Raw genomic sequence first — 18,392 nt, forward strand, 5'->3', positions numbered from 1 at the left:
GTGCTGGTTGTCGAGGGTGTGAGTGTCTCGTTCCCCGGGCATACCGTTCTGCATGGCGTGGGTTTTACCATGGAGGCGGGCCAGTTCTGCGGGCTGATCGGGTCGAATGGATCGGGCAAGACGACCCTCCTGCGCACGATCCTCGGATTCCAGAAGCCCGATGCGGGCCGTATCCGCATCAACGGAGCGGGCGGTCGGGCATCCATCGGCTATGTGCCGCAGCAGATCGTGCTGGACCCGTACCTGCCGCTGCGGGCCCGCGACCTGGTTGCCCTGGGCCTTGACGGGCGACGTATCGGGCTGCCGCTGCCTTCGCGCAGGCGCCGCGAGGCAGTCGAGTCAACACTGCAGGCGGTGGAGGCCCAGTCCTTCGCCGACCAGCGTATGGGCGACCTCTCCGGTGGCCAGCAGCAGCGGGTACTGATCGGACATGCGCTGATTCGCAAACCGCGCCTGCTGCTGCTTGACGAGCCGCTTGCCAGCCTCGACGTGCGCAGCGTCGCGGGCATTGTCGGGCTGCTGCACCGGTTGTGCGTGGAACAGGGGATTGCCGTGCTGCTGTCGGCTCACGACATGAACCCGCTGCTGCCGGTGATGGACCGCATCGTGTATCTCGCCAACGGACATGCGGCGAGCGGGTCCACGCAGGAGGTGGTGCGCAGCGAGGTGCTGGGCAGGCTGTACGGCTACCACATCGATGTCGTCCGGGTGCATGGCCGTGTGCTCGTCATCGCAGCGGGCAGTCCGGATAAAAGCCGTGCGCAGCACCCGCACGATCCCGTTCATGTGGCGCGGATTCCATGACGGTCGCGGACATTTTCTTCACATCGATTGTCGGGCCAGGTTTCCTGACGAGCGGTCCCGTGCATACGGCGATCGTAGTGGGCGGCGGTGCGGCGCTCGTGTCGGCCGTGATCGGTGTCTTTACGGTGATGCGGGGGCAGTCCTTTGCCGGGCATGCGCTCGCGGATGTGAGTAGCGCAGGCGGCGCGGCATCGTTCCTGCTGGGCGTCAATCCGCTGCTGGGTTTTCTCGTCATGGCGGTGCTGGCGGCCACGGGTATGGAGCTGGTACGGATCCGGCGGGCGCGTGAGCGCGATCTCGTGACCGGCGTCGTGCTCGGTGCGGGGCTGGGGCTGACTGCGCTCTTCCTGTATCTCGATGTCACCTCGCACAGCACGACGGGTGCCGCCATCACGGTGATGTTCGGTTCGATGTTTGCCATTCCCGCGTCAATCATCGCGCCGGCGCTTGCCGTCGGGGCCGGTTCGCTGATCCTGATTGCAGCGCTCTACCGCCCGTTGCTGCTAAGTTCAGTCGATCCCGAACTCGCTGCTGTCCAGGGCGTCCATGTACGGCTCGTGAGCCTGCTGCATCTGCTCGCCCTGGCACTGGCGGTTTCGCTCTCCGCCATTACGGTGGGTGCCATCCTGTCGACCGCGCTGCTGATCGGACCGGCAGCGATTGCGCTGCGCATGGTGAAGCGCCCGGGATGGGCGGTCCTCCTGTCCGCGCTGATCGGGCTGCTCGTGACCTGGCTTGGCATCCTGCTCGCTTGGGACAGCTACTACTGGACGCCGGGCCACGGCTGGCCGGTGAGCTTCTTTGTGGTCACACTCATTTTTGTGTTCTATGTCGCCGCTGGCTGGTGGACGCGGAACACCGGGCGCGGCCGGGACGTGAACACCGGGTTCGGCGCGCCCTCACAGGCGGAGGTCTGACGATGTTCGCGAGCTTCATGATCAATACCTGGCTCGTGGCGACGATCGTGGCTGTGGTCGCGGGCTGCGTTGGCTTCTTCGTGGTGGTCAGGGGCGCGTCGTTCGCAGCGCATGCGTTGCCGCTCGGTACGTTTCCGGGCGCGGCGGCGGCGAGCCTGCTGGGCGTCAATCCACTCGTGGGCCTGGTCATGGCCGCTGCTGCTGGTGTCGTGGGCATCGCCTGGCTGGGGCGCCGCGGCCGGCATGAGGTGGCGACAGCCCTGTGTCTTATGATGCTGCTGGGTCTCGGCGCGCTATTTTTAAGCACGACAACCGAGTACTCGCAGGCGGTCTATGCGCTGCTCTTCGGTGAAGTACTGGGCGTGAGCGACAGCGATCTGCTGGCAGTCGCACTGATCAGCGCGGCGTGTCTGGTGCTCGTCGCGTTGCTGTTCCGTCCGCTGCTGCTCGGCTCGGTGTCGGCCGAACTGATCGAGGCGCAGGGGGTATCGAGCCAGTGGGTCGAATTCGCGTTTCTCGCTATCCTGGCGCTCGCCACAGCCATGGCATTGCCCGTAGTGGGTGCCCTGCTGGTGTTCAGTCTGATGGTGGGGCCGGCGTGTGCCGCCCGGTCGTGCTGTAGCCGTCCAGGACCTGCGGTATTCCTTTCTGTCGTGTTTTCGCTCGTGACCGTCTGGGTTGCCATCGCACTGTCGTATGTGTCGGACTGGCCGGTCGGCTTCTTCGTCGGCGCGATGGGCGCGATGTTATATGGACTGGGCTGGGCATGGACACGGGCGCAACGACCGGCCGCTCGCGTCGTTGTTCGCTTTTAGGCGTGTTTCCGACTGTTCGGATATGCCGTTCACGTTGCCGCATCCAGTATCCGGGGACGCGAAGGTACGCAACATGTGCCAATGGTGACAATCTTTCGAATTGCCGATGCGAACGGCTCGAAGTGGTCGGCTTACTACCTGATGCGGCAGCCCGAGGTCGACCCGTTACGGTCGTTCGATCCCGTCTGACCAAAGCGGCGCTTATGGGGTATAAGGGCCAGTCGGCGTCGACCAGCGTAAACGGATTGCGCGACATGCGGCATTTTTAAGCCATTGACCGCCACGCCGCTAACCGAACGATAGGACGGGGCGCACAACGTCAAGGAAAGTAGGGTAGCGTAAAAAAACCGGCTCGCGTGAGCCGGGTTCTATGCACTGTCGTGTTACGACGCGCTCGCGCCTCCCAGCCAATTCTCGGGGACGGGGATGTTCCAGTCCCGCAGGTGGTCCGCGCCGCAATCTAGCAGCAGATCAAGCGCTTCATCGTCCGCACTCGCTGTGTCGATGCCCAGCTCTTCGCCGGCCACGCGCAGCGCTTCGGCTCTCGCCTCGGCCTTGCGTTTAGCATTGCTCATTTTCAGTATCCTCAGCAAGGACGGCAGTCTGCTCACGCTGCTGAATGCGACCGTCACGGGAAAGCGGGAGGTCCGGGTTCATGTTACCGGTTCGCCGCTCACGGAGCGCGGGTTTTTCGGCTGAATACGCCTCACGCACATCGAAAAACTGGAACGCGACTGCGCGGCCGGCACTTTCGAGGTATTCGGGCTGGCCAAGACACGTACATGGAAGGTTCGGGAGGAGTAAACCGCAAAGGGCCCTGTCAGGAGAACACAAAATGCTCACTTGACAGGGCCCTTTGCGGAAGGGATGGGATTCGAACCCACGACAGGCTTTCACCTGTACCAGCTTCGCAGGCTGGCACCATAAACCACTCGGACACCCTTGGAGACTCACAGCGAAGTGACAGTCTCGAAAGGATTGGGGGAACACTATCACAATCGCATAACCATGTCAATAGTCTGAATGCATGGCATTCGGGCGCGCGAGGCAGGGTCCATGCCCTGAAGGGGGCTGACGCCCCCGGAACGGGCCCGGACGGAGGAAAACTGGGCGTTCGTGAACTAACTCGGTGGGCCTATAAACTAGATAAAATATGAATTATTTTTTTAATTTCAACTACTTATAAAGGAATCGAATGTATATTGCGTGCACCTCCATCTAGAAAGAAGTTTGTGGGATAGTTAAAAATTCGCTGTGTGTCCCAGTTCCGGTTGAGGCTCCCATGAGCGAACTAATCAAAACGATTGCTGAATCCATTGAACTCCTGGCGGACAAGTCCGCCGCCCTTATGCCGCTGTTGCAGATCATCGCCATCATCATTGCGCTGGTGGTGATTGGACTCATGGTGACGCATGGGAGCAAGGGATGAAGGTGAAACCGTGGTCAAAGATGCCCGTCGATTGGTGCGGGGACGAACGGCTCAAGAGCTTTACGTGGCGCACGGAGAGGGCGGCGGGCACGGCGGCGCTGATGCTGTATTTCGTCATCTGTCACCTCGCCTCCGAGGCAAAACATCAGCTCAAAGACCTGGTGACTAGGGTGCCAGCCGATCCTTCGCTGTCTCCCGCCGAGGATACGGTTGCACATCTCACCTACGACGATTTTGAGGTGATGGCGGGGCTGTCAAGAAAACTGGTCTCAAACGGGCTGTCGGTCCTCGTCGAGAAACGGATGATCGAACGTCTGGGAAACGCCAGGGCGAGTGACTATGCGCTGCTTGGATCGTCACACAGGCAATTTGCCAAGCTGCCCGGGAAAGCGCTGGTTTCCGGCGGTGGCGACAGTTTCCGACCGCTGGTACAGATGCACCTTCGCAGCCGGTGCGAGCTGGACGCGCTCAAGCTCTACTACTACTACGCGTTCATCCGCGACCGGAGTCACCTGTACTCGGAGGCCGCGTTCGAGACGATTTTTGAAAAAACCGGCGTTTCTGAACGCAACATTCCCGCAGCGAATGCACTCCTGGTGGCTACACAATTTCTGGCCCGGATCGATCCCGGTTCGGGGGCAGGCTTTCGGAAGCGAAAAGCGGGGGCGAACTGTTACTACCTGACCGGCTACACGAGTTTCCCGGATACCCGAGCGGTGGCGGAAGATCAATAAAGGGAAGGGCATGAGGCGCCGTCAGGAGGTGTGGGTAGCCAACTAAGAACGGCCCGTTTCGGCAGCGGCCAGCCGTTTGAACGTCTCCGCTGTCCGGATGATGAACGTCTGGAACTGGCCGGGCTGGGACACGTGCGACATCTGGCCCGACGTCAGTCGCACAAACGTTGCCACGTAGTAGCACGACTGTGGCGCCAGCCGCACTTTGAAAATCGATCACTACAGGGTGGCACAAACCCGCCGCTGAAAGGCGTACCGGGGTGTACTGCTCCGGTGCCGCCCGTGCGTGGACGCACGGGCGCGGGCAATCACCCCAGATAGCTTGCCCGCAGATGCGTGCCGCAAACGCCTAGATGCGTAGTGCGAAGCCGCACGAAAAGCAATCCAGAGGGCACCATCATGGGCGCGCTTCACCAAGGGCCATGCGTCCCAACTCGCCTTTGTCGCCTGTTCTGCGCTATGTCCCGATTGTCACTGCCGGAGTCAGCCGCGCGGCCTTCCTGCCCGCGGTTCCGCAGCGCACTCCTGCTGCTGGCGTGCCCGGCGCTGGTCGCGCTGGCTGGCTGCCCGTCGGCCGCGATCAGTGTCAAGATCAAGCCCGCACAACTGTTATTCCGTCCGTGACAATTGATCCCGTCGCCCGCGGCGGCGACAGCCTACTTAGCTAGCTGCCATTTGAGGTGTCCCCCGGAAAAAAGGGGCTGATGGCAATCGAGGCCTTCGAGCTTCTTTTCCAGTATGCGAAGGTCACGGCGACGCGTCATTCCACGAGCATCGTCGCCGTGGAGGCAGAAGGCGAGGAACTGATCAAGATCGCCGACCTATTACGAAAGGGGCCGCAGACGCCAGCGACCGAAGCCCAAGCTTGTGTAGCCAGTTTGGCCGCAGGGCGACCTAGTCGGCGGTCGCGTTGGGCGCGGGGAGGGGATCAGTACCCTCGCCGAGAATGGCGAGATACCGGCGATAACCGAACACGCGCCCGCGTCGCCGACCGGTCACTTCCTCCACAACGCCAAGCCGCTCGAGATCGGCAAGTGCAGCGTTGATGGTCGGGGCCGATAGCCCCGTACGATCAACGAGAATGTTTGCGGTAAGGAACGGATTTTCCTGCAGGAGATCATGAACGCGTAGCGCCGATCCCGCACGGTCGCTTTCGGTCGTGATGCGTTCCCGATCTTCCTTGAACAGGCTGACGATCCGTGTAGCGGCTTCGAATGCCTGATTAGCCGTTTCCGCAACGCCGGTGAGGAAAAACTCGAGCCAAGGTTCCCAGGCCCCGCGTTCGCGAACTTCCTGAAGGAGCCGGTAGTAATCCGCGCGATGTGTCTTGAGATACAGGCTGAGATATAGCAGCGGGGACCGCAACACCCCGTGGACGTTGAGGTAAAGAGTAACAAGCAGGCGACCGATCCGGCCATTGCCATCAAGGAACGGATGAATGGTCTCGAACTGTACATGGAGGAGTCCGGCCCTGATAAGTGCGGGTAGACGTGTGCCTTCATCGTGCATAAATTTTTCGAGCGCATCCAGGCAGTGGCTCAATTCGTTGACTGGTGGGGGCACGTACAGCGCATTTCCCGGGCGGGTACCGCCAATCCAGTTCTGTGATCTCCTGAATTCCCCTGGGCTCTTGGTCCCGCCACGACCACCTTGCAACAGGCGGGCGTGCATCTCGCGAATCAGGCGAAGTGACAGGGGTAGATCACGCAGCCTGTCCAGACCGTACATCATCGCGTCCACGTAGTTCGAGACTTCGCGGATATCGTCGACCGGTTGACCAGCCTGCGCCTCAGTCTCGAAGCGCAGAAGATCCGTTAGGGTGGACTGCGTACCTTCGATCTGCGACGACAAAACGGCTTCCTTACGTACGTACATGTAGAGGAAGAGCTCTTGGCGGGGGAGAAGCATTGTGATGCCGTCCAGTCGCCCCAGCGCGCGCTCGGCAAGACTTAGCTTGTCCAGCAGGCTCATGACATCGATGGGCGGTTCGGGAGGCGGGCGTGGCGGGACGAAGGCACGTATGGTCTCCCCGCCGACGGTAGTCTGCACAAAGCGACCGAGTCGGGAATGTGTCGTCGTTTCATCAGTCATGGGCGGATTATCGCCGTCGGATGCTAATTAAACAATGGACGCCTGACTTAATTAACGGGGGGGCTAATGTAAGTGGCCTTAAATAGGCGGCACTGGACGCGGATGGACAGCTATTGACTCGCGCGCCAGATAGGAGCAAGCGGGCAGGACATGTGCGTGTCCGAAAGGCGGGAGTCAGGATGCGGGTTTGGTTGAACCCGTTGACCCTTTGAAGGGGTATTTTTGGGCCGTTGAACCTTTGTTGAACCTTTGCCGGATTTCGGGCAAAGAAAAAGGGCTTAGCATTCGCTAAGCCCTTGAATTCTTTGGTGGGGCGTGAGTGACTCGAACACTCGACCTACGGATTAAGAGTCCGCTGCTCTACCAACTGAGCTAACGCCCCCAACAGAAGCGAAATTATGCAGAAATTATTCGGGCTTGCCAAGTCCCTTTAGCAGATTTCTTAAAAATATTTGCATCTGCGGCCCCGAGGCATTCCTCGATGGGCACGCTGTCGTGAAAAAAGCGCTGGCTGCATCGTCCCGGTATCATGTCGCGGAACACCTTGCCGCACGAAGCCTCGCGCGGCTTTCGAGCGGGGATTGCCATGGATGACAAAGAGATTATCGAGTTGCTCGACCGCATCCTCGCGCCGTGGGTGCGTGCGCTCACGCTGACGCCGGTCAAGGTAGACGAGGAAGCCGCCACGCTGCGCCTGCCGTTTTCCGGCGGCCTGCGTCATGCGGGCGGCGTGATCTGCGGGCAGGTGTTCATGGCCGCGGCGGATACGGCCATGATCGTCGCCATTTCAGCCGCGCTCGGCGGTTTCAAGCCGATGACCACGGTCTCGCTCAACATCAATTTCATGCGCGCGGTACGCAAGGGCGACGTGCTGATCACCGCGCGCGTGCTGCGCATGGGCCGCAATCTGGTGTTCGGCGAAGTCGAGTTATTCGACGAATCCGGCAACATGGCCGTTCACGCCACCACCACCTACGCACTGCTCGACTAAACGGGCCAAAGAGCCGCATTAGAGGAAAAATCAGGATGTTCGATCAGGTCGTATTCGCCGGTGGCGGCAATCGCTGCTGGTGGCAGGCGGGCTTCTGGGATGTGATCCAGCCGGAGTTGCGGATCCGGCCGCGCGTCATCACCGGTATTTCGGCCGGCGCCGCCACTGCGTGCATGCTCTACACGCGCGATTCCGACTGGGTCATGCGCTATTACGAAGACGCGCTGCGCCACAACACCCGTAACGCCTACTGGGGCAATCTGCTGCGCGGCGAGTCGGTGTTTCCGCATTACCGGATCTACCGTCAGGCGCTGCTCGACATTTACCGTGAGAAGTTTTCCACGCTCGCCGATGCGCCGGAAATCCGCGTCGGCGTATCCCATCTGCCGCGCTGGCTCGGCGCGCGCAGCGCGGTCGCGGCGGGCCTGATCGCGTACAACATCGAAAAATACGTGCGCAAGACGCTGCATCCGACGCTCGGTCAGACGCTCGGCTTTCATCCGGAATTCGTGCGCGCGCAGGACTGCGCGAGCGTCGAGGATCTGGCGGATCTGATTTTGCAGTCGTCGAGCACGCCGCCGTTCACGCCGGTTTTGCGACGCAACGGCCGGCCGGTACTGGACGGCGGGATGGTCGACAACGTGCCGGTCGGCGCGCTCGACGCCGAGGCGCCGGGCAACGTGCTGGTGATGGTCACGCGTCTCTACCCGCGGCCGCAGATGTTCGTCGTGCCCCACGGCGTGCAGCAACGGCTCTACGTGCAGCCGTCGCGCAAGGTGCCGATTTCCAGCTGGGACTACACGAGTCCTTCGCAGATGGTGCACGCGTACAACCTTGGCCGCGCCGATGGCGAGACCTTCCTCGAACGCATGCCCGATCTGCTGGAAGCCGGCGCGCACGAAGTGGTGCAGTGAATTGACCGGCGTCGTCGTCGTCGTCGTCAGCGCGAAAATCAAAAAGCGACAACAGCGCCGCACGAATTCGCACGACGCTCTTATCGCCTTAAAAAAACCGTTAGCGCTTAACGCCGCCGACCGCCCTGCAAGGCTTCCGGATTCGCCACGCTGCTCGTATCGCCAGCGTCGAAAGCCAGAATGTTCTTGAATGCGGCGGTGAAATACTGCTCGTAACTTTCGCGTTCCACATAGCCAATGTGCGGCGTGCAGATCACGTTTTCCATGCGCAGCAAGCTGTAGCCCTGCAGAATCGGCTCGCTTTCGTAGACGTCGATCGCGACCATGCCGGGACGGTTGTGCGACAGCGCATTCACCAGCGCGTTTTCGTCGAGCAACTCGGCCCGGCTCGTGTTCACGAGCAGCGCGGTTGGCTTCATCCGCATCAGGTCTTCCTGCTTGACGATGCCGCGCGTGTCGTCGTGCATGCGCAAGTGCAGCGACAGTACGTCGCTCTGCTCGAACAGTGCCTCGCGGCTCTCCGCCACACCATAACCGTCAGCACGAGCGGCTTCGCGCGAATGCTCGCGGCCCCAGATCAGCACGTTCATGCCGAACGCCTTGCCATAACCGGCCACTAGCCTGCCGATTTTGCCGTAGCCCCAGATTCCCAGCGTCTGGCCGCGCAATACCTGGCCCAAACCGAAGTTCGGCGGCAGCGCAGAAGTCTTCAAGCCCGACTGCTGCCAGGCTCCTTGCTTAAGGTTTGCTACGTATTGCGGAATGCGCCGTTGGGCCGCCATGATGAGAGCCCACGTCAACTCAGCGGGCGCGTACGGTGAGCCGGTGCCTTCCAGCACTGCAATACCGCGCTCGGTACAGGCATGCAGATCGATATGGCTGGAAACCTTGCCCGTCTGGCTGATCATGCGCAAACGCGGCAATTTATCAAGAAGTTGCGAGCTGATGCGGGTACGTTCGCGAATCAGGACGAGGGCGTCGACTTCGGAAAGACGGCTTGCCAGCTGGCCGAGACCGCGGACGGTGTTGTTGAAGACCTTGACCTCATGGTCGGCCAGCAATTGAAAGCAGTCGAGCTTGCGAACGGCGTCCTGGTAATCGTCGAGGATGGCAATCTTCATGGTATGTGGCTTGCGACGCACCTTGGTGGTGCGGAACGGAGTGTTATGCTGACTGTCCCATCATGTGGCCTAAGTCACATGCCGGTCTGGCTGAATGCCTTACCGTAGTAGCTACCGCACAGAATGGCAGCGCCGCGGCAAGGCCGATTGACATCGTTTTTAACAGTTTGTTGCGTGTTGAGGCAAGCCGCTTTACAGACGGTTGCAGAAGCCCGTCGGCTGGCGCCTCCGCTCGACAGGCTTTGTAGCCCGGAACGACCTGCACAATTGTGCGTCGGGTGGCAGCAACCCGGCGCGAAGAATTGAATGCCTCTCGCATGCAGCGTCTCTGGGCTTGTACCGTTTTTCTATTGCTTTTCAAAACGGAGACAAGTCGATGAACCACCCCTCATTCGAAGGACAGCCCACCATCGAGGCGCCCGCGTGGGTCAAACACCGAAAACTGATCGACTGGGTCCAGCGCGTTGCCGCTAAGACCAAGCCCGACAGGATCGTCTGGTGCGACGGTTCGCAGGAGGAATACGACCGGCTTTGTGCACAGATGGTCGAAGCAGGCACCCTCAAGAAACTCAATCCCGCCAAACGTCCCAATTCTTACCTCGCATGGTCCGACCCGTCCGACGTGGCGCGCGTCGAAGATCGCACCTTCATCTGCTCGCAGCGCCGCGAAGACGCGGGCCCCACCAATAACTGGATCGCACCGGCCGAAATGCGCTCGACCCTCGACGGGTTGTTCGAAGGCGCCATGCGCGGCCGCACCATGTACGTGGTGCCGTTTTCAATGGGCCCGCTCGGTTCGCCGATCGCGCACATCGGCGTCGAACTGAGCGACAGCCCGTATGTGGTCACCAACATGCGCATCATGACGCGCATGGGCCGCAAGGTTTACGACGTACTCGGCGAAGACGGCGAGTTCGTGCCGTGCGTCCACTCAGTTGGCGCGCCGCTCGCCGCCGGCGCGAAAGACGTCTCGTGGCCGTGCAACGAAACCAAATACATCGTCCATTTCCCCGAATCGCGTGAAATCTGGAGCTACGGCTCGGGCTATGGCGGCAACGCGCTGCTGGGCAAAAAATGTTTCGCGTTGCGCATCGCTTCGACCATGGGCCGCGACGAAGGCTGGCTCGCCGAACACATGCTGATTCTCGGCGTGACCTCGCCGGAAGGCCGCAAGCATCATGTCGCGGCGGCGTTTCCCTCGGCGTGCGGCAAGACCAACTTTGCGATGCTGATTCCGCCGGAAGGCCTGAACGGCTGGAAAATCTCCACGATCGGCGACGATATCGCCTGGATCAAACCGGGCAAGGACGGCCGCCTGTACGCGATCAATCCGGAAGCCGGCTACTTCGGCGTGGCGCCGGGCACGAGCGAGAAGACCAACTTCAACGCCATGGCCACGTTGAAGGAAAACGTGATCTTCACCAACGTCGCGCTCACCGACGACGGCGACGTCTGGTGGGAAGGCATGACGGACGATGCGCCCGCGCACCTGATCGACTGGCAAGGCAAGGACTGGACGCCGGCCAGCGCGAAGGAAAGCGGCCGCAAGGCCGCGCACCCGAACGCGCGCTTTACGGCGCCCGCCTCGCAATGCCCGTCCATCGATCCCGACTGGGAAAATCCGGCGGGCGTCGCGATCGACGCGTTCATCTTCGGCGGGCGCCGCTCCACCACCGTGCCGCTCGTCACCGAGGCGCGCAACTGGGTGGAAGGCGTCTACATGGCCGCGACCATGGGCTCCGAAACGACCGCCGCCGCGGCCGGGCAGCAGGGCGTGGTGCGCCGCGACCCGTTCGCGATGCTGCCGTTCTGCGGCTACAACATGAGCGACTACTTCGGTCACTGGCTGAAAACCGGCGAGCGTCTGGAGCAATTGAACGCGAAGCTGCCGAGAATCTTCTGCGTCAACTGGTTCCGCAAGGGCGCGGACGGCAAGTTCGTATGGCCGGGCTTTGGCGAGAACATGCGGGTGTTGAGCTGGATGGTCGGCCGGATCGAAGGCTCGGCTCAAGGTGAGGAACATGCTTTCGGCGTGTCGCCGCACTACGAGGACATCGACTGGAGCGGACTGAATTTCAGCCGCGAGCAATTCGAGCAGGTCATTTCCGTCGACGACGCAGCCTGGCGCGCGGAACTGGCACTGCACGCCGAGCTGTTTGACACATTGCAACAAGGCCTGCCACCGGCGCTGACCGAAGCCAAACGCGCACTCGAACAGAAGCTCGCCGCATGATCAGGTGAGTGGTCACTTCCCATGGAAACCGCCTTCGGGCGGTTTTTTATTGCACTCTGTCCCGCGTGACGAGTTTTCTGATTTTTACAACGTCCGCGCCACCATTGCGTCTGTTCGAACAAAAAAGACAGTTCAAGCTGCACCGCAGCAGATTGTTTCCTTTCGGGGAACAATCGACGATCACGCCCCACATTAGGGAGCACAGTCGCACGAATATTGACAATATTTCCGCTTTGGCGGGCAACTTCTGCATGATTTCGCGAGTCGTAGGAGAATTCCAGGTTCGCTTCACTGGTTTTCACCGATTGTCAGGAAGCTGTAACACGGCAGGAGTTGTCCCATGGATCATTTGCAGTCGATGCGAGTTTTCGTCAAAGTGGCGGATCTCGGCAGTTTTGCCCGCGCTGCGAGCGCGATGGATATTTCCAACGCAGTTGCCACCCGTCACGTTGCGGACCTCGAAGGCCGTCTAGGTACGCGGCTGCTCAATCGCACTACCCGCAGCTTGTCTCTGACCGAATCAGGTCAGGTTTATCTCGAGCGCGCGCGCCAGATTCTCGACGAACTGGAAGACGTCGAGCAGATGGTGGTCGCGCGCAATCACGAACCCGTCGGCACGTTGCGAATCGTCGCGCCGGTCGTGTTCGGGTTGCACAATCTCGCGCCCGTGCTCCAGACGTACGCGGAGCGCTATCCGAAAGTCATTCCCGATGTCACGCTGGTCGACCGTCAGGTGGATCTGGTCGAAGAAGGCTTCGACGTGGGCGTGGTGATTGCGCGGCAAATGCGCAGCGCAAGTATCGTCACGCGGCGTCTCACCACGGGCTGCATGACGGTGTGCGCCACGCCGGCTTATCTGGAGAAGCACGGCATGCCCACGCGTCCGGAGCATTTGCTCGAGCATCCGTGTTTGAGCCTGCCCTCCGAATATTGGGGCGATGAGCGTGTGTTCACCGGCCCGGAAGGCGAAGTGCGCGTGCGTCCGTCCAACGTGATCGTCGCGAACAATACGGAGATGCTGCGTCAGTTTGCGTTGCTCGGCATGGGTATCGCGATCCTGCCGAGTTATCTGATCGGCCGCGATATGACGCGCGGCAGGCTCGTGCGTTTGCTCGGCGACTACCGGCTGCCGCAAGTCGAGATCAACATCGCGTATCCGAGCCGCCGTCACTTGCCGGCGAAGGTGCGCACGTTCATCGACCATCTGGTTGAGCATTTCAGCCAGACGCCGAATAGCATGCTCGGTGAACAGTGGATCAAGGAGGACGGCTTGGGCCGGGCCGCCACGACGACGGCGCTCGATTCCGCGGATCCCATGCCGCCGGAAGCGTTCGACGGCGCTGAGCCGCTCTCGCGGCTGCTGGACAGTGAGTTATCACCGCTGCCTAAGACGTTGGCCAAGACGACGCCTCGCACCCGGCCTACGGCTTTATCTCCGTTGTAAATGGCGAATCGATCAAGCCGGCAAAGCCGCCGATAGGCGCTTTCCGGCAGGCAAACAAAAAGGCGCGGTCACTTTAAGTGACCGCGCCTTTTTCCATGGCTAGCTCAAATGAAGCAAGCCGGAAGCGAATCCTCTTCCGGCCTCCCCGCCCCAGTTCGACTTACGAGCCCGTTTTGCGCCCCGCCGCTTTCTTGGCGGGTGCTTTCTTGGCCGCAGCAGTCTTGGTGGCCGGCGCTTTCTTCGCCGCCGCCTTTTTGGCTGCCGGCGCAGCCTTCACGGCCACCGACACTTCGCCGTCGTCCGACTCCGCTTCCGGGGCGGCCTTGGCAGCCGACTTCGCTGCTGCGGTCTTCGCGGCAGTCTTCGCCGACGGCTCCTTCTTTTCGAACTCAAAACCGATCTTGCCGTCGTTCTGCTTGACGAGGAACGCCTTGAAGTTACGGCCGGTACGCGACGACTTGAAGTTCGTCAGCAGATCCGTGCGGCCTTCTTCGAGCAGCTTGGCCATTTGCTCGCGAGCAATTTCCTGCTGCAGGATCACCTTGCCGGAGCGGAAGTCGCAAGTCTTCGGATTGGCAACCGAGTTTTCGCAGACGTAGCTCATGCCGTGCTCGAACACGCGGCCCTTGCACTTCGGGCACGCGCCGACCGGCTGCTGATCGGAGAAGTCAGGCGGTTCGCCGTCTTCGCCGCCCGCATCCTGGCCGAAGTCGAACTCGAGCTTGTAGTTCTTGATCTCGTCGTCGAGCGAGAGCTTCAGGATCGCCGAGAACGGCCGGCCCATCTTGCTGCGGAATCCCGACAGCGGACCGATCGTCTTGTTCTGCAGCAGCTCTTCGACTTCCGGAATTTCAAACTGACGTCCACCCGGAATTTTCGAAATCGAGAACTCGCATTTCGAGCAGGCAAAGCGCCGGTAATTTTCCTTCACCTGCCCGCCGCAATTCGGGCACGGCGTCTGCAACGTCGCGTAATCGCCCGGGATCGTGTCGGAATCGTACTCTTTCGCGCGTTTGACGATGGTCTGCGTCATGCGGGCGATTTCCTGCATGAAAGCGTCGCGCGGCAGGTTGCCGCGTTCCATCTGCGAGAGCTTGTACTCCCACTCGCCGGTCAATTCGGGCGCCGTCAATTCCTTCACGCCCAGGCCGCGCAACAGCGTCATGAGCTGAAAAGCCTTGGCGGTCGGAATCAGATCGCGGCCTTCGCGGATCAGATACTTTTCACCCAGCAGACCTTCGATGATCGCGGCACGCGTGGCCGGCGTGCCGAGACCCTTGGCCGCCATGGCTTCGCGCAGTTCGTCGTCTTCGACGAGCTTGCCCGCGCCTTCCATGGCCGACAGCAAAGTGGCTTCGTTGTAGCGTGCCGGCGGTTTCGTCACCAGTTGCTGGGCGGCGATCTTGTCGGTCTTGACCTTCTCGTCTTTCTGCACCGGCACGAGGTTCGCGTCTTCGCCGCTGATCTCGCGGCCGTAGACCTGCAACCAGCCCGGTTCGACCAGCACCTTGCCTTCGGTCTTGAAGTGATGGCCGACCACTTCCGTGATCCGCGTCGTCACCTTGTATTCGGCGGCGGGGAAGAACACTGCGAGGAAGCGCTTCACGACGAGGTCGTAGAGCTTCTGTTCCGGCTCCGACAGATTCTTCGGCGCCTGCAGCGTCGGGATGATTGCGAAGTGGTCGCTGATCTTCGAGTTGTCGAAGATGCGCTTGTTCGGCTTCACCCAGCCCTTGTCGAGCACCTGTTTGGCGAACGGCAGATAGTTGTTGCTCTCCTTGAGCATGCCAAGCGTCTCTTTGACCGTATCCATGTAGTCTTCCGGCAGCGCGCGCGCGTCGGTACGGGGATAGGTCAGCACCTTGTGCTTTTCGTACAGCGCCTGGGCGAGGCCCAAGGTGTTCTTCGCCGAGAAGCCGAAGCGGCCGTTGGCTTCGCGCTGCAAGCTGGTCAGGTCGAACAGCGCCGGCGACAGTTGCGTGGACGGCTTCGATTCTTCGGTCACCGTGCCGATCTGGCCACGGCAGGCGGCGACGATCGTTTCGGCCGCGGGCAGCGCCCACAGACGCGAGTCTCGTTTTTCCGGATCGAACTCGTCGCGCTTGAATTTCGGATCGAACCAGCGGCCTTCATAGAAGCCGGCCGAGCAGACGAACTCCGCTTTCACTTCCCAATAATCGCGCGGCACGAAGCGGCGAATCTTTTCTTCGCGCTCGACGACGATCGACAGCGTCGGCGTCTGCACCCGCCCGACCGTGGTCAGGAAGAAGCCGCCGCCCTTGCTGTTGAACGCGGTCATGGCCCGCGTGCCGTTGATGCCGACCAGCCAGTCCGCCTCCGAGCGGCAGCGCGCCGCATCGGCGAGCGGTTGCATCTCTTCGTCGCTGCGCAAGCGGGCGAAGCCGTCGCGGATCGAGCCCGCCGTCATGGATTGCAGCCACAGGCGCTGCACCGGCTGCTTGGCTTTCGCGTGCTGCGCGATCAGGCGGAAAATCAGCTCGCCCTCGCGCCCCGCGTCACATGCGTTGATCAGGCGGTCGACGTCCTTGCGCTTGAGCAGCTTGGTCAGCACCTTCAGGCGCGACTCGCTCTTGGCGATCGGGTTGAGATCGAAGTGCGGCGGAATGACGGGCAGATTGGCGAAACTCCACTTGCCGCGTTTGACTTCGTAGTCTTCGGGCGCGGCAATTTCCAGCAGATGGCCGACTGCCGAGGAGAGGACGTACTCGTCGCTCTCGTAGTATTCGTCATGCTTGGTAAAGCCGCCCAAAGCGCGCGCGATGTCGTTCGCGACGGAAGGCTTTTCGGCAATGATCAGTGCTTTGGACATGACTCGATGTGAGGTTGGTAGATCAGGGTTGATGGCCGTGAGTGCGCTTCTGTTAGCGCGACCCTCGTTTGCGACCTTTGCGACCCATTAACGACCGCTTTATAGCACACGGCGCGAAACCGGCGTGTCAAGTGCCATAAAAGCGCGAAATCATAATTGCGTGCTCAGGCGTTGGGCAAACTGCGGCAAACGCCTTGCACACCGCTCGCAACGCCCGGGCCGCCCGCCGGGTCTGAATCAGGCGACCGCCAGCGCGGGCCGCAGTTTCGGCGCACCGCTGACGCCGGGCACGGCGGTCAGATCAGACAACATCCGTTCCACAATCGCCGCCTGCGGCAAAACCGTGCCGAAGAACCGCGTCGTAACCGAATCTTCGATCAGGATGGTCGGAAAGTTCTCCACGTCCAGATCCTCGAACCGGTCCGCATGGGTCTCGATATCGATCCATGCGAAACAGATTTCCGGGTGCCGGTCGGCCAGCTTGTCGAAAGCGTCCCGATACTCGCGGCAGGTTCCACACCATTCCGCGCACAGGCAGGCAACGAACAGCGTGTCGGGTTCGTTGACGCGCTCGGCGATCCGGTCTTGGTCGGTGTCGAGGTTTAGCGCGGGCATCGTGGTTCCTTGCGTACTTTTGTCAGGTGCTTTGGCGCGAATGTAGCATGGCCGATCGCGAATGGTGGTCAACCCTGATCAATGCGGGGTCAGCCGTGGCTAGCTCGCATGAAGCGGCCGCCGGGCAGCATGGTCACATGGCCGGCGAGTTCGAGTTGCAGCAAGGCGGTTTGTAAATCGGCATCCTCCATCTCGGTACGGGTCGCGAGAATTTCAAGCGTGGTGGGCGAATGGCCGAGCGCGGCGAGGAGGCGCTGTGCTTCGGGATTGGCCGGCGGGCAGGGCGTTGCGGCGGCCAATGGTGCTTCTGCTGATACGGCCGGCGATGCTTCTGTCGGCTGAAGCGCAGCTAGTTGCGCCCGATCTGCCGCAGCGCCGCTGCCCGTCGGCGTATTTCGCGAAAAAGCACGGTTCGAGAAGGTGGCATGCGCCGAACCCGAAGCCGCTCGCGGTGCCGCCTGCCGCGCGAAACCCAGCTCCTCCAGCACTTCATCCGGTGTTTCCACCAGCTTCGCGCCCTGCTTGATGATTCGATGACACCCGCGCGACAGCGGCGCGTGAATCGAACCCGGCAACGCGAAGATATCGCGTCCCATCTCGTTGGCGAGCCGCGCCGTGATCAGCGAACCGGAGCGCATCGCCGCTTCGACGATCACCACGCCGCTGACAAGGCCGGCGATTAAACGGTTACGCTGCGGAAAATGGGCGGCGCGCGCAGGTGTGCCGAGCGGCCATTCGGAGAGAATCGCGCCCTGCACCGCGATCTGCCGCGCGAGCGCGTGATGCGCCGCTGGATACACGAGGTCCGCGCCGGTACCGATCACGGCGACAGTTCCACCGATGCCTTGCAGTCCGCCCCGATGCGCGGCGCCGTCGATACCGAGCGCAAGCCCGGAGACGACGGTGACACCGGCCACCGACAGCTCGCGGGCGAATCGCTCCGCGTCTTCGACGCCTTGTGGCGTTGCACTGCGGCTCCCCACGAGGGCGACCGCTCGCGTGTGCAGCAGGTTCAACCGGCCCTTTATATATAGCAGCGGTGGCGGATCGGGCATGGTCAGCAGCGCCGGCGGATAGGCGGGGTCGTCGAGCGTCACGACCTGATTGCCGGGTTGCTCGCGCCACGCGATGACCGCGTCCAACTGGGCGTCGAAATCGGGGCCTGTCGGCGCCAGCGCTGCGCTTGCCGCGGCCGCGCCGGCTATCTCGGCGAGCGCCTCGGGCGCTTGCTCGAATATCGCTTCAGGCAAGCCGAAAGCGCCCAGCAACAAGCGCAGTGCTCCGGGTTTCAGCCCCGGCGCGAGCGCAAGCCGCAGCCAGGCGGCAAGTTCAATATCGGTTGCAGGCAAGGTGTGCATTGCGGGTCGATCCTCCTACAGGGCCAGCGGGCAGGCGGGCGCCATGCTAAAATTTTCATCATCCGAAATAACCGCAGCGCCGCGCCCACCCGCGCG

Annotated in this window: 15 protein-coding genes and 2 tRNA genes; 9 read left to right on the forward strand and 8 right to left on the reverse strand. The window is 61.6% G+C overall.

Annotated elements, in window-relative coordinates; all coding sequences use genetic code 11:
* Genes BPHYT_RS01375 through BPHYT_RS01385 form a run of 3 tightly spaced genes read left to right on the forward strand, consistent with a single transcriptional unit; the run spans position 1 to position 2,536 of the window.
* On the forward strand, positions 1 to 804 hold the full coding sequence (locus BPHYT_RS01375; protein ID WP_223274387.1) for a metal ABC transporter ATP-binding protein: 804 nt from the start codon (positions 1 to 3) through the stop codon (positions 802 to 804).
* Positions 801 to 1,721, forward strand: a complete 921-nt coding sequence (locus BPHYT_RS01380; RefSeq protein ID WP_012431364.1) for a metal ABC transporter permease — start codon at positions 801 to 803, stop codon at positions 1,719 to 1,721. The genes BPHYT_RS01375 and BPHYT_RS01380 overlap by 4 nt, the downstream gene beginning before the upstream one ends.
* A gap of 2 nt (positions 1,722 to 1,723) precedes the next feature.
* Entirely contained in the window at positions 1,724 to 2,536 is an 813-nt protein-coding gene (locus BPHYT_RS01385) for a metal ABC transporter permease (protein WP_012431365.1), read from the forward strand.
* 383 nt (positions 2,537 to 2,919) lie between these two features.
* Here the strand turns inward: BPHYT_RS01385 and BPHYT_RS01390 are convergent, their stop codons facing one another.
* Both BPHYT_RS01390 and BPHYT_RS01395 read right to left on the reverse strand, forming a co-directional pair.
* A complete protein-coding gene (locus BPHYT_RS01390) occupies positions 2,920 to 3,111 on the reverse strand; it encodes a hypothetical protein (protein ID WP_012431366.1) in 192 nt (63 codons plus the stop codon).
* Between the two features lie 284 nt (positions 3,112 to 3,395).
* Positions 3,396 to 3,480, reverse strand: a tRNA-Arg gene (locus BPHYT_RS01395).
* A 338-nt stretch (positions 3,481 to 3,818) separates the two neighbouring features.
* On the opposite strand from BPHYT_RS01395, the gene BPHYT_RS38550 reads away from it, so the two are divergent.
* Positions 3,819 to 3,965 (forward strand): hypothetical protein, encoded by a 147-nt coding sequence (locus BPHYT_RS38550; RefSeq protein WP_012431367.1) that lies wholly within the window; start codon positions 3,819 to 3,821, stop codon positions 3,963 to 3,965.
* On the forward strand, positions 3,962 to 4,699 hold the full coding sequence (locus BPHYT_RS36640) for a hypothetical protein (protein WP_012431368.1): 738 nt from the start codon (positions 3,962 to 3,964) through the stop codon (positions 4,697 to 4,699). The genes BPHYT_RS38550 and BPHYT_RS36640 overlap by 4 nt, the downstream gene beginning before the upstream one ends.
* Positions 4,700 to 5,593: 894 nt before the next feature.
* Here the strand turns inward: BPHYT_RS36640 and BPHYT_RS01405 are convergent.
* Together BPHYT_RS01405 and BPHYT_RS01410 are read right to left on the reverse strand one after the other, a co-directional pair.
* Positions 5,594 to 6,790: a Fic family protein gene (locus BPHYT_RS01405; protein WP_012431370.1), complete on the reverse strand. Its 1,197-nt coding sequence runs from the start codon at positions 6,788 to 6,790 to the stop codon at positions 5,594 to 5,596.
* A gap of 306 nt (positions 6,791 to 7,096) precedes the next feature.
* Positions 7,097 to 7,172, reverse strand: a tRNA-Lys gene (locus BPHYT_RS01410).
* 204 nt (positions 7,173 to 7,376) lie between these two features.
* Between BPHYT_RS01410 and BPHYT_RS01415 the strand changes: the two genes are divergently transcribed.
* Together BPHYT_RS01415 and BPHYT_RS01420 are read left to right on the forward strand one after the other, a co-directional pair.
* Positions 7,377 to 7,781, forward strand: coding sequence for a PaaI family thioesterase (locus tag BPHYT_RS01415; protein ID WP_012431371.1), 405 nt, complete (start codon positions 7,377 to 7,379; stop codon positions 7,779 to 7,781).
* A gap of 35 nt (positions 7,782 to 7,816) precedes the next feature.
* Entirely contained in the window at positions 7,817 to 8,695 is an 879-nt protein-coding gene (locus BPHYT_RS01420) for a patatin-like phospholipase family protein (RefSeq protein ID WP_012431372.1), read from the forward strand.
* Positions 8,696 to 8,802: 107 nt separating this feature from the next.
* On the opposite strand, the gene BPHYT_RS01425 is transcribed toward BPHYT_RS01420, so the two are convergent.
* Positions 8,803 to 9,816 carry a D-2-hydroxyacid dehydrogenase family protein gene (locus BPHYT_RS01425; protein ID WP_012431373.1) on the reverse strand — a complete coding sequence of 338 codons (1,014 nt, stop codon included), beginning with the start codon at positions 9,814 to 9,816 and terminating at the stop codon, positions 8,803 to 8,805.
* Between the two features lie 376 nt (positions 9,817 to 10,192).
* On the opposite strand from BPHYT_RS01425, the gene BPHYT_RS01430 reads away from it, so the two are divergent.
* Positions 10,193 to 12,049 (forward strand): phosphoenolpyruvate carboxykinase (GTP), encoded by a 1,857-nt coding sequence (locus BPHYT_RS01430; protein ID WP_012431374.1) that lies wholly within the window; start codon positions 10,193 to 10,195, stop codon positions 12,047 to 12,049.
* 340 nt (positions 12,050 to 12,389) lie between these two features.
* Positions 12,390 to 13,493, forward strand: a complete 1,104-nt coding sequence (locus BPHYT_RS01435; protein ID WP_012431375.1) for a LysR family transcriptional regulator — start codon at positions 12,390 to 12,392, stop codon at positions 13,491 to 13,493.
* A 160-nt stretch (positions 13,494 to 13,653) separates the two neighbouring features.
* On the opposite strand, the gene BPHYT_RS01440 is transcribed toward BPHYT_RS01435, so the two are convergent.
* The 3 genes from BPHYT_RS01440 to dprA all read right to left on the reverse strand — a co-directional run bounded on the left by BPHYT_RS01440 (position 13,654) and on the right by dprA (position 18,296).
* Positions 13,654 to 16,323, reverse strand: coding sequence for a DNA topoisomerase III (locus tag BPHYT_RS01440; protein WP_012431376.1), 2,670 nt, complete (start codon positions 16,321 to 16,323; stop codon positions 13,654 to 13,656).
* A 237-nt stretch (positions 16,324 to 16,560) separates the two neighbouring features.
* The gene (locus BPHYT_RS01445) at positions 16,561 to 16,938 is read right to left on the reverse strand and encodes a thioredoxin family protein (protein ID WP_012431377.1); all 378 of its coding nucleotides are present in this window, start codon (positions 16,936 to 16,938) and stop codon (positions 16,561 to 16,563) included.
* Positions 16,939 to 17,027: 89 nt separating this feature from the next.
* Positions 17,028 to 18,296, reverse strand: coding sequence for a DNA-processing protein DprA (gene dprA, locus BPHYT_RS01450; protein WP_012431378.1), 1,269 nt, complete (start codon positions 18,294 to 18,296; stop codon positions 17,028 to 17,030).
* Positions 18,297 to 18,392 lie beyond the last annotated feature (96 nt).

It is taken from the genome of Paraburkholderia phytofirmans PsJN, assembly GCF_000020125.1.
Taxonomy (GTDB): Bacteria; Pseudomonadota; Gammaproteobacteria; order Burkholderiales; family Burkholderiaceae; genus Paraburkholderia; species Paraburkholderia phytofirmans.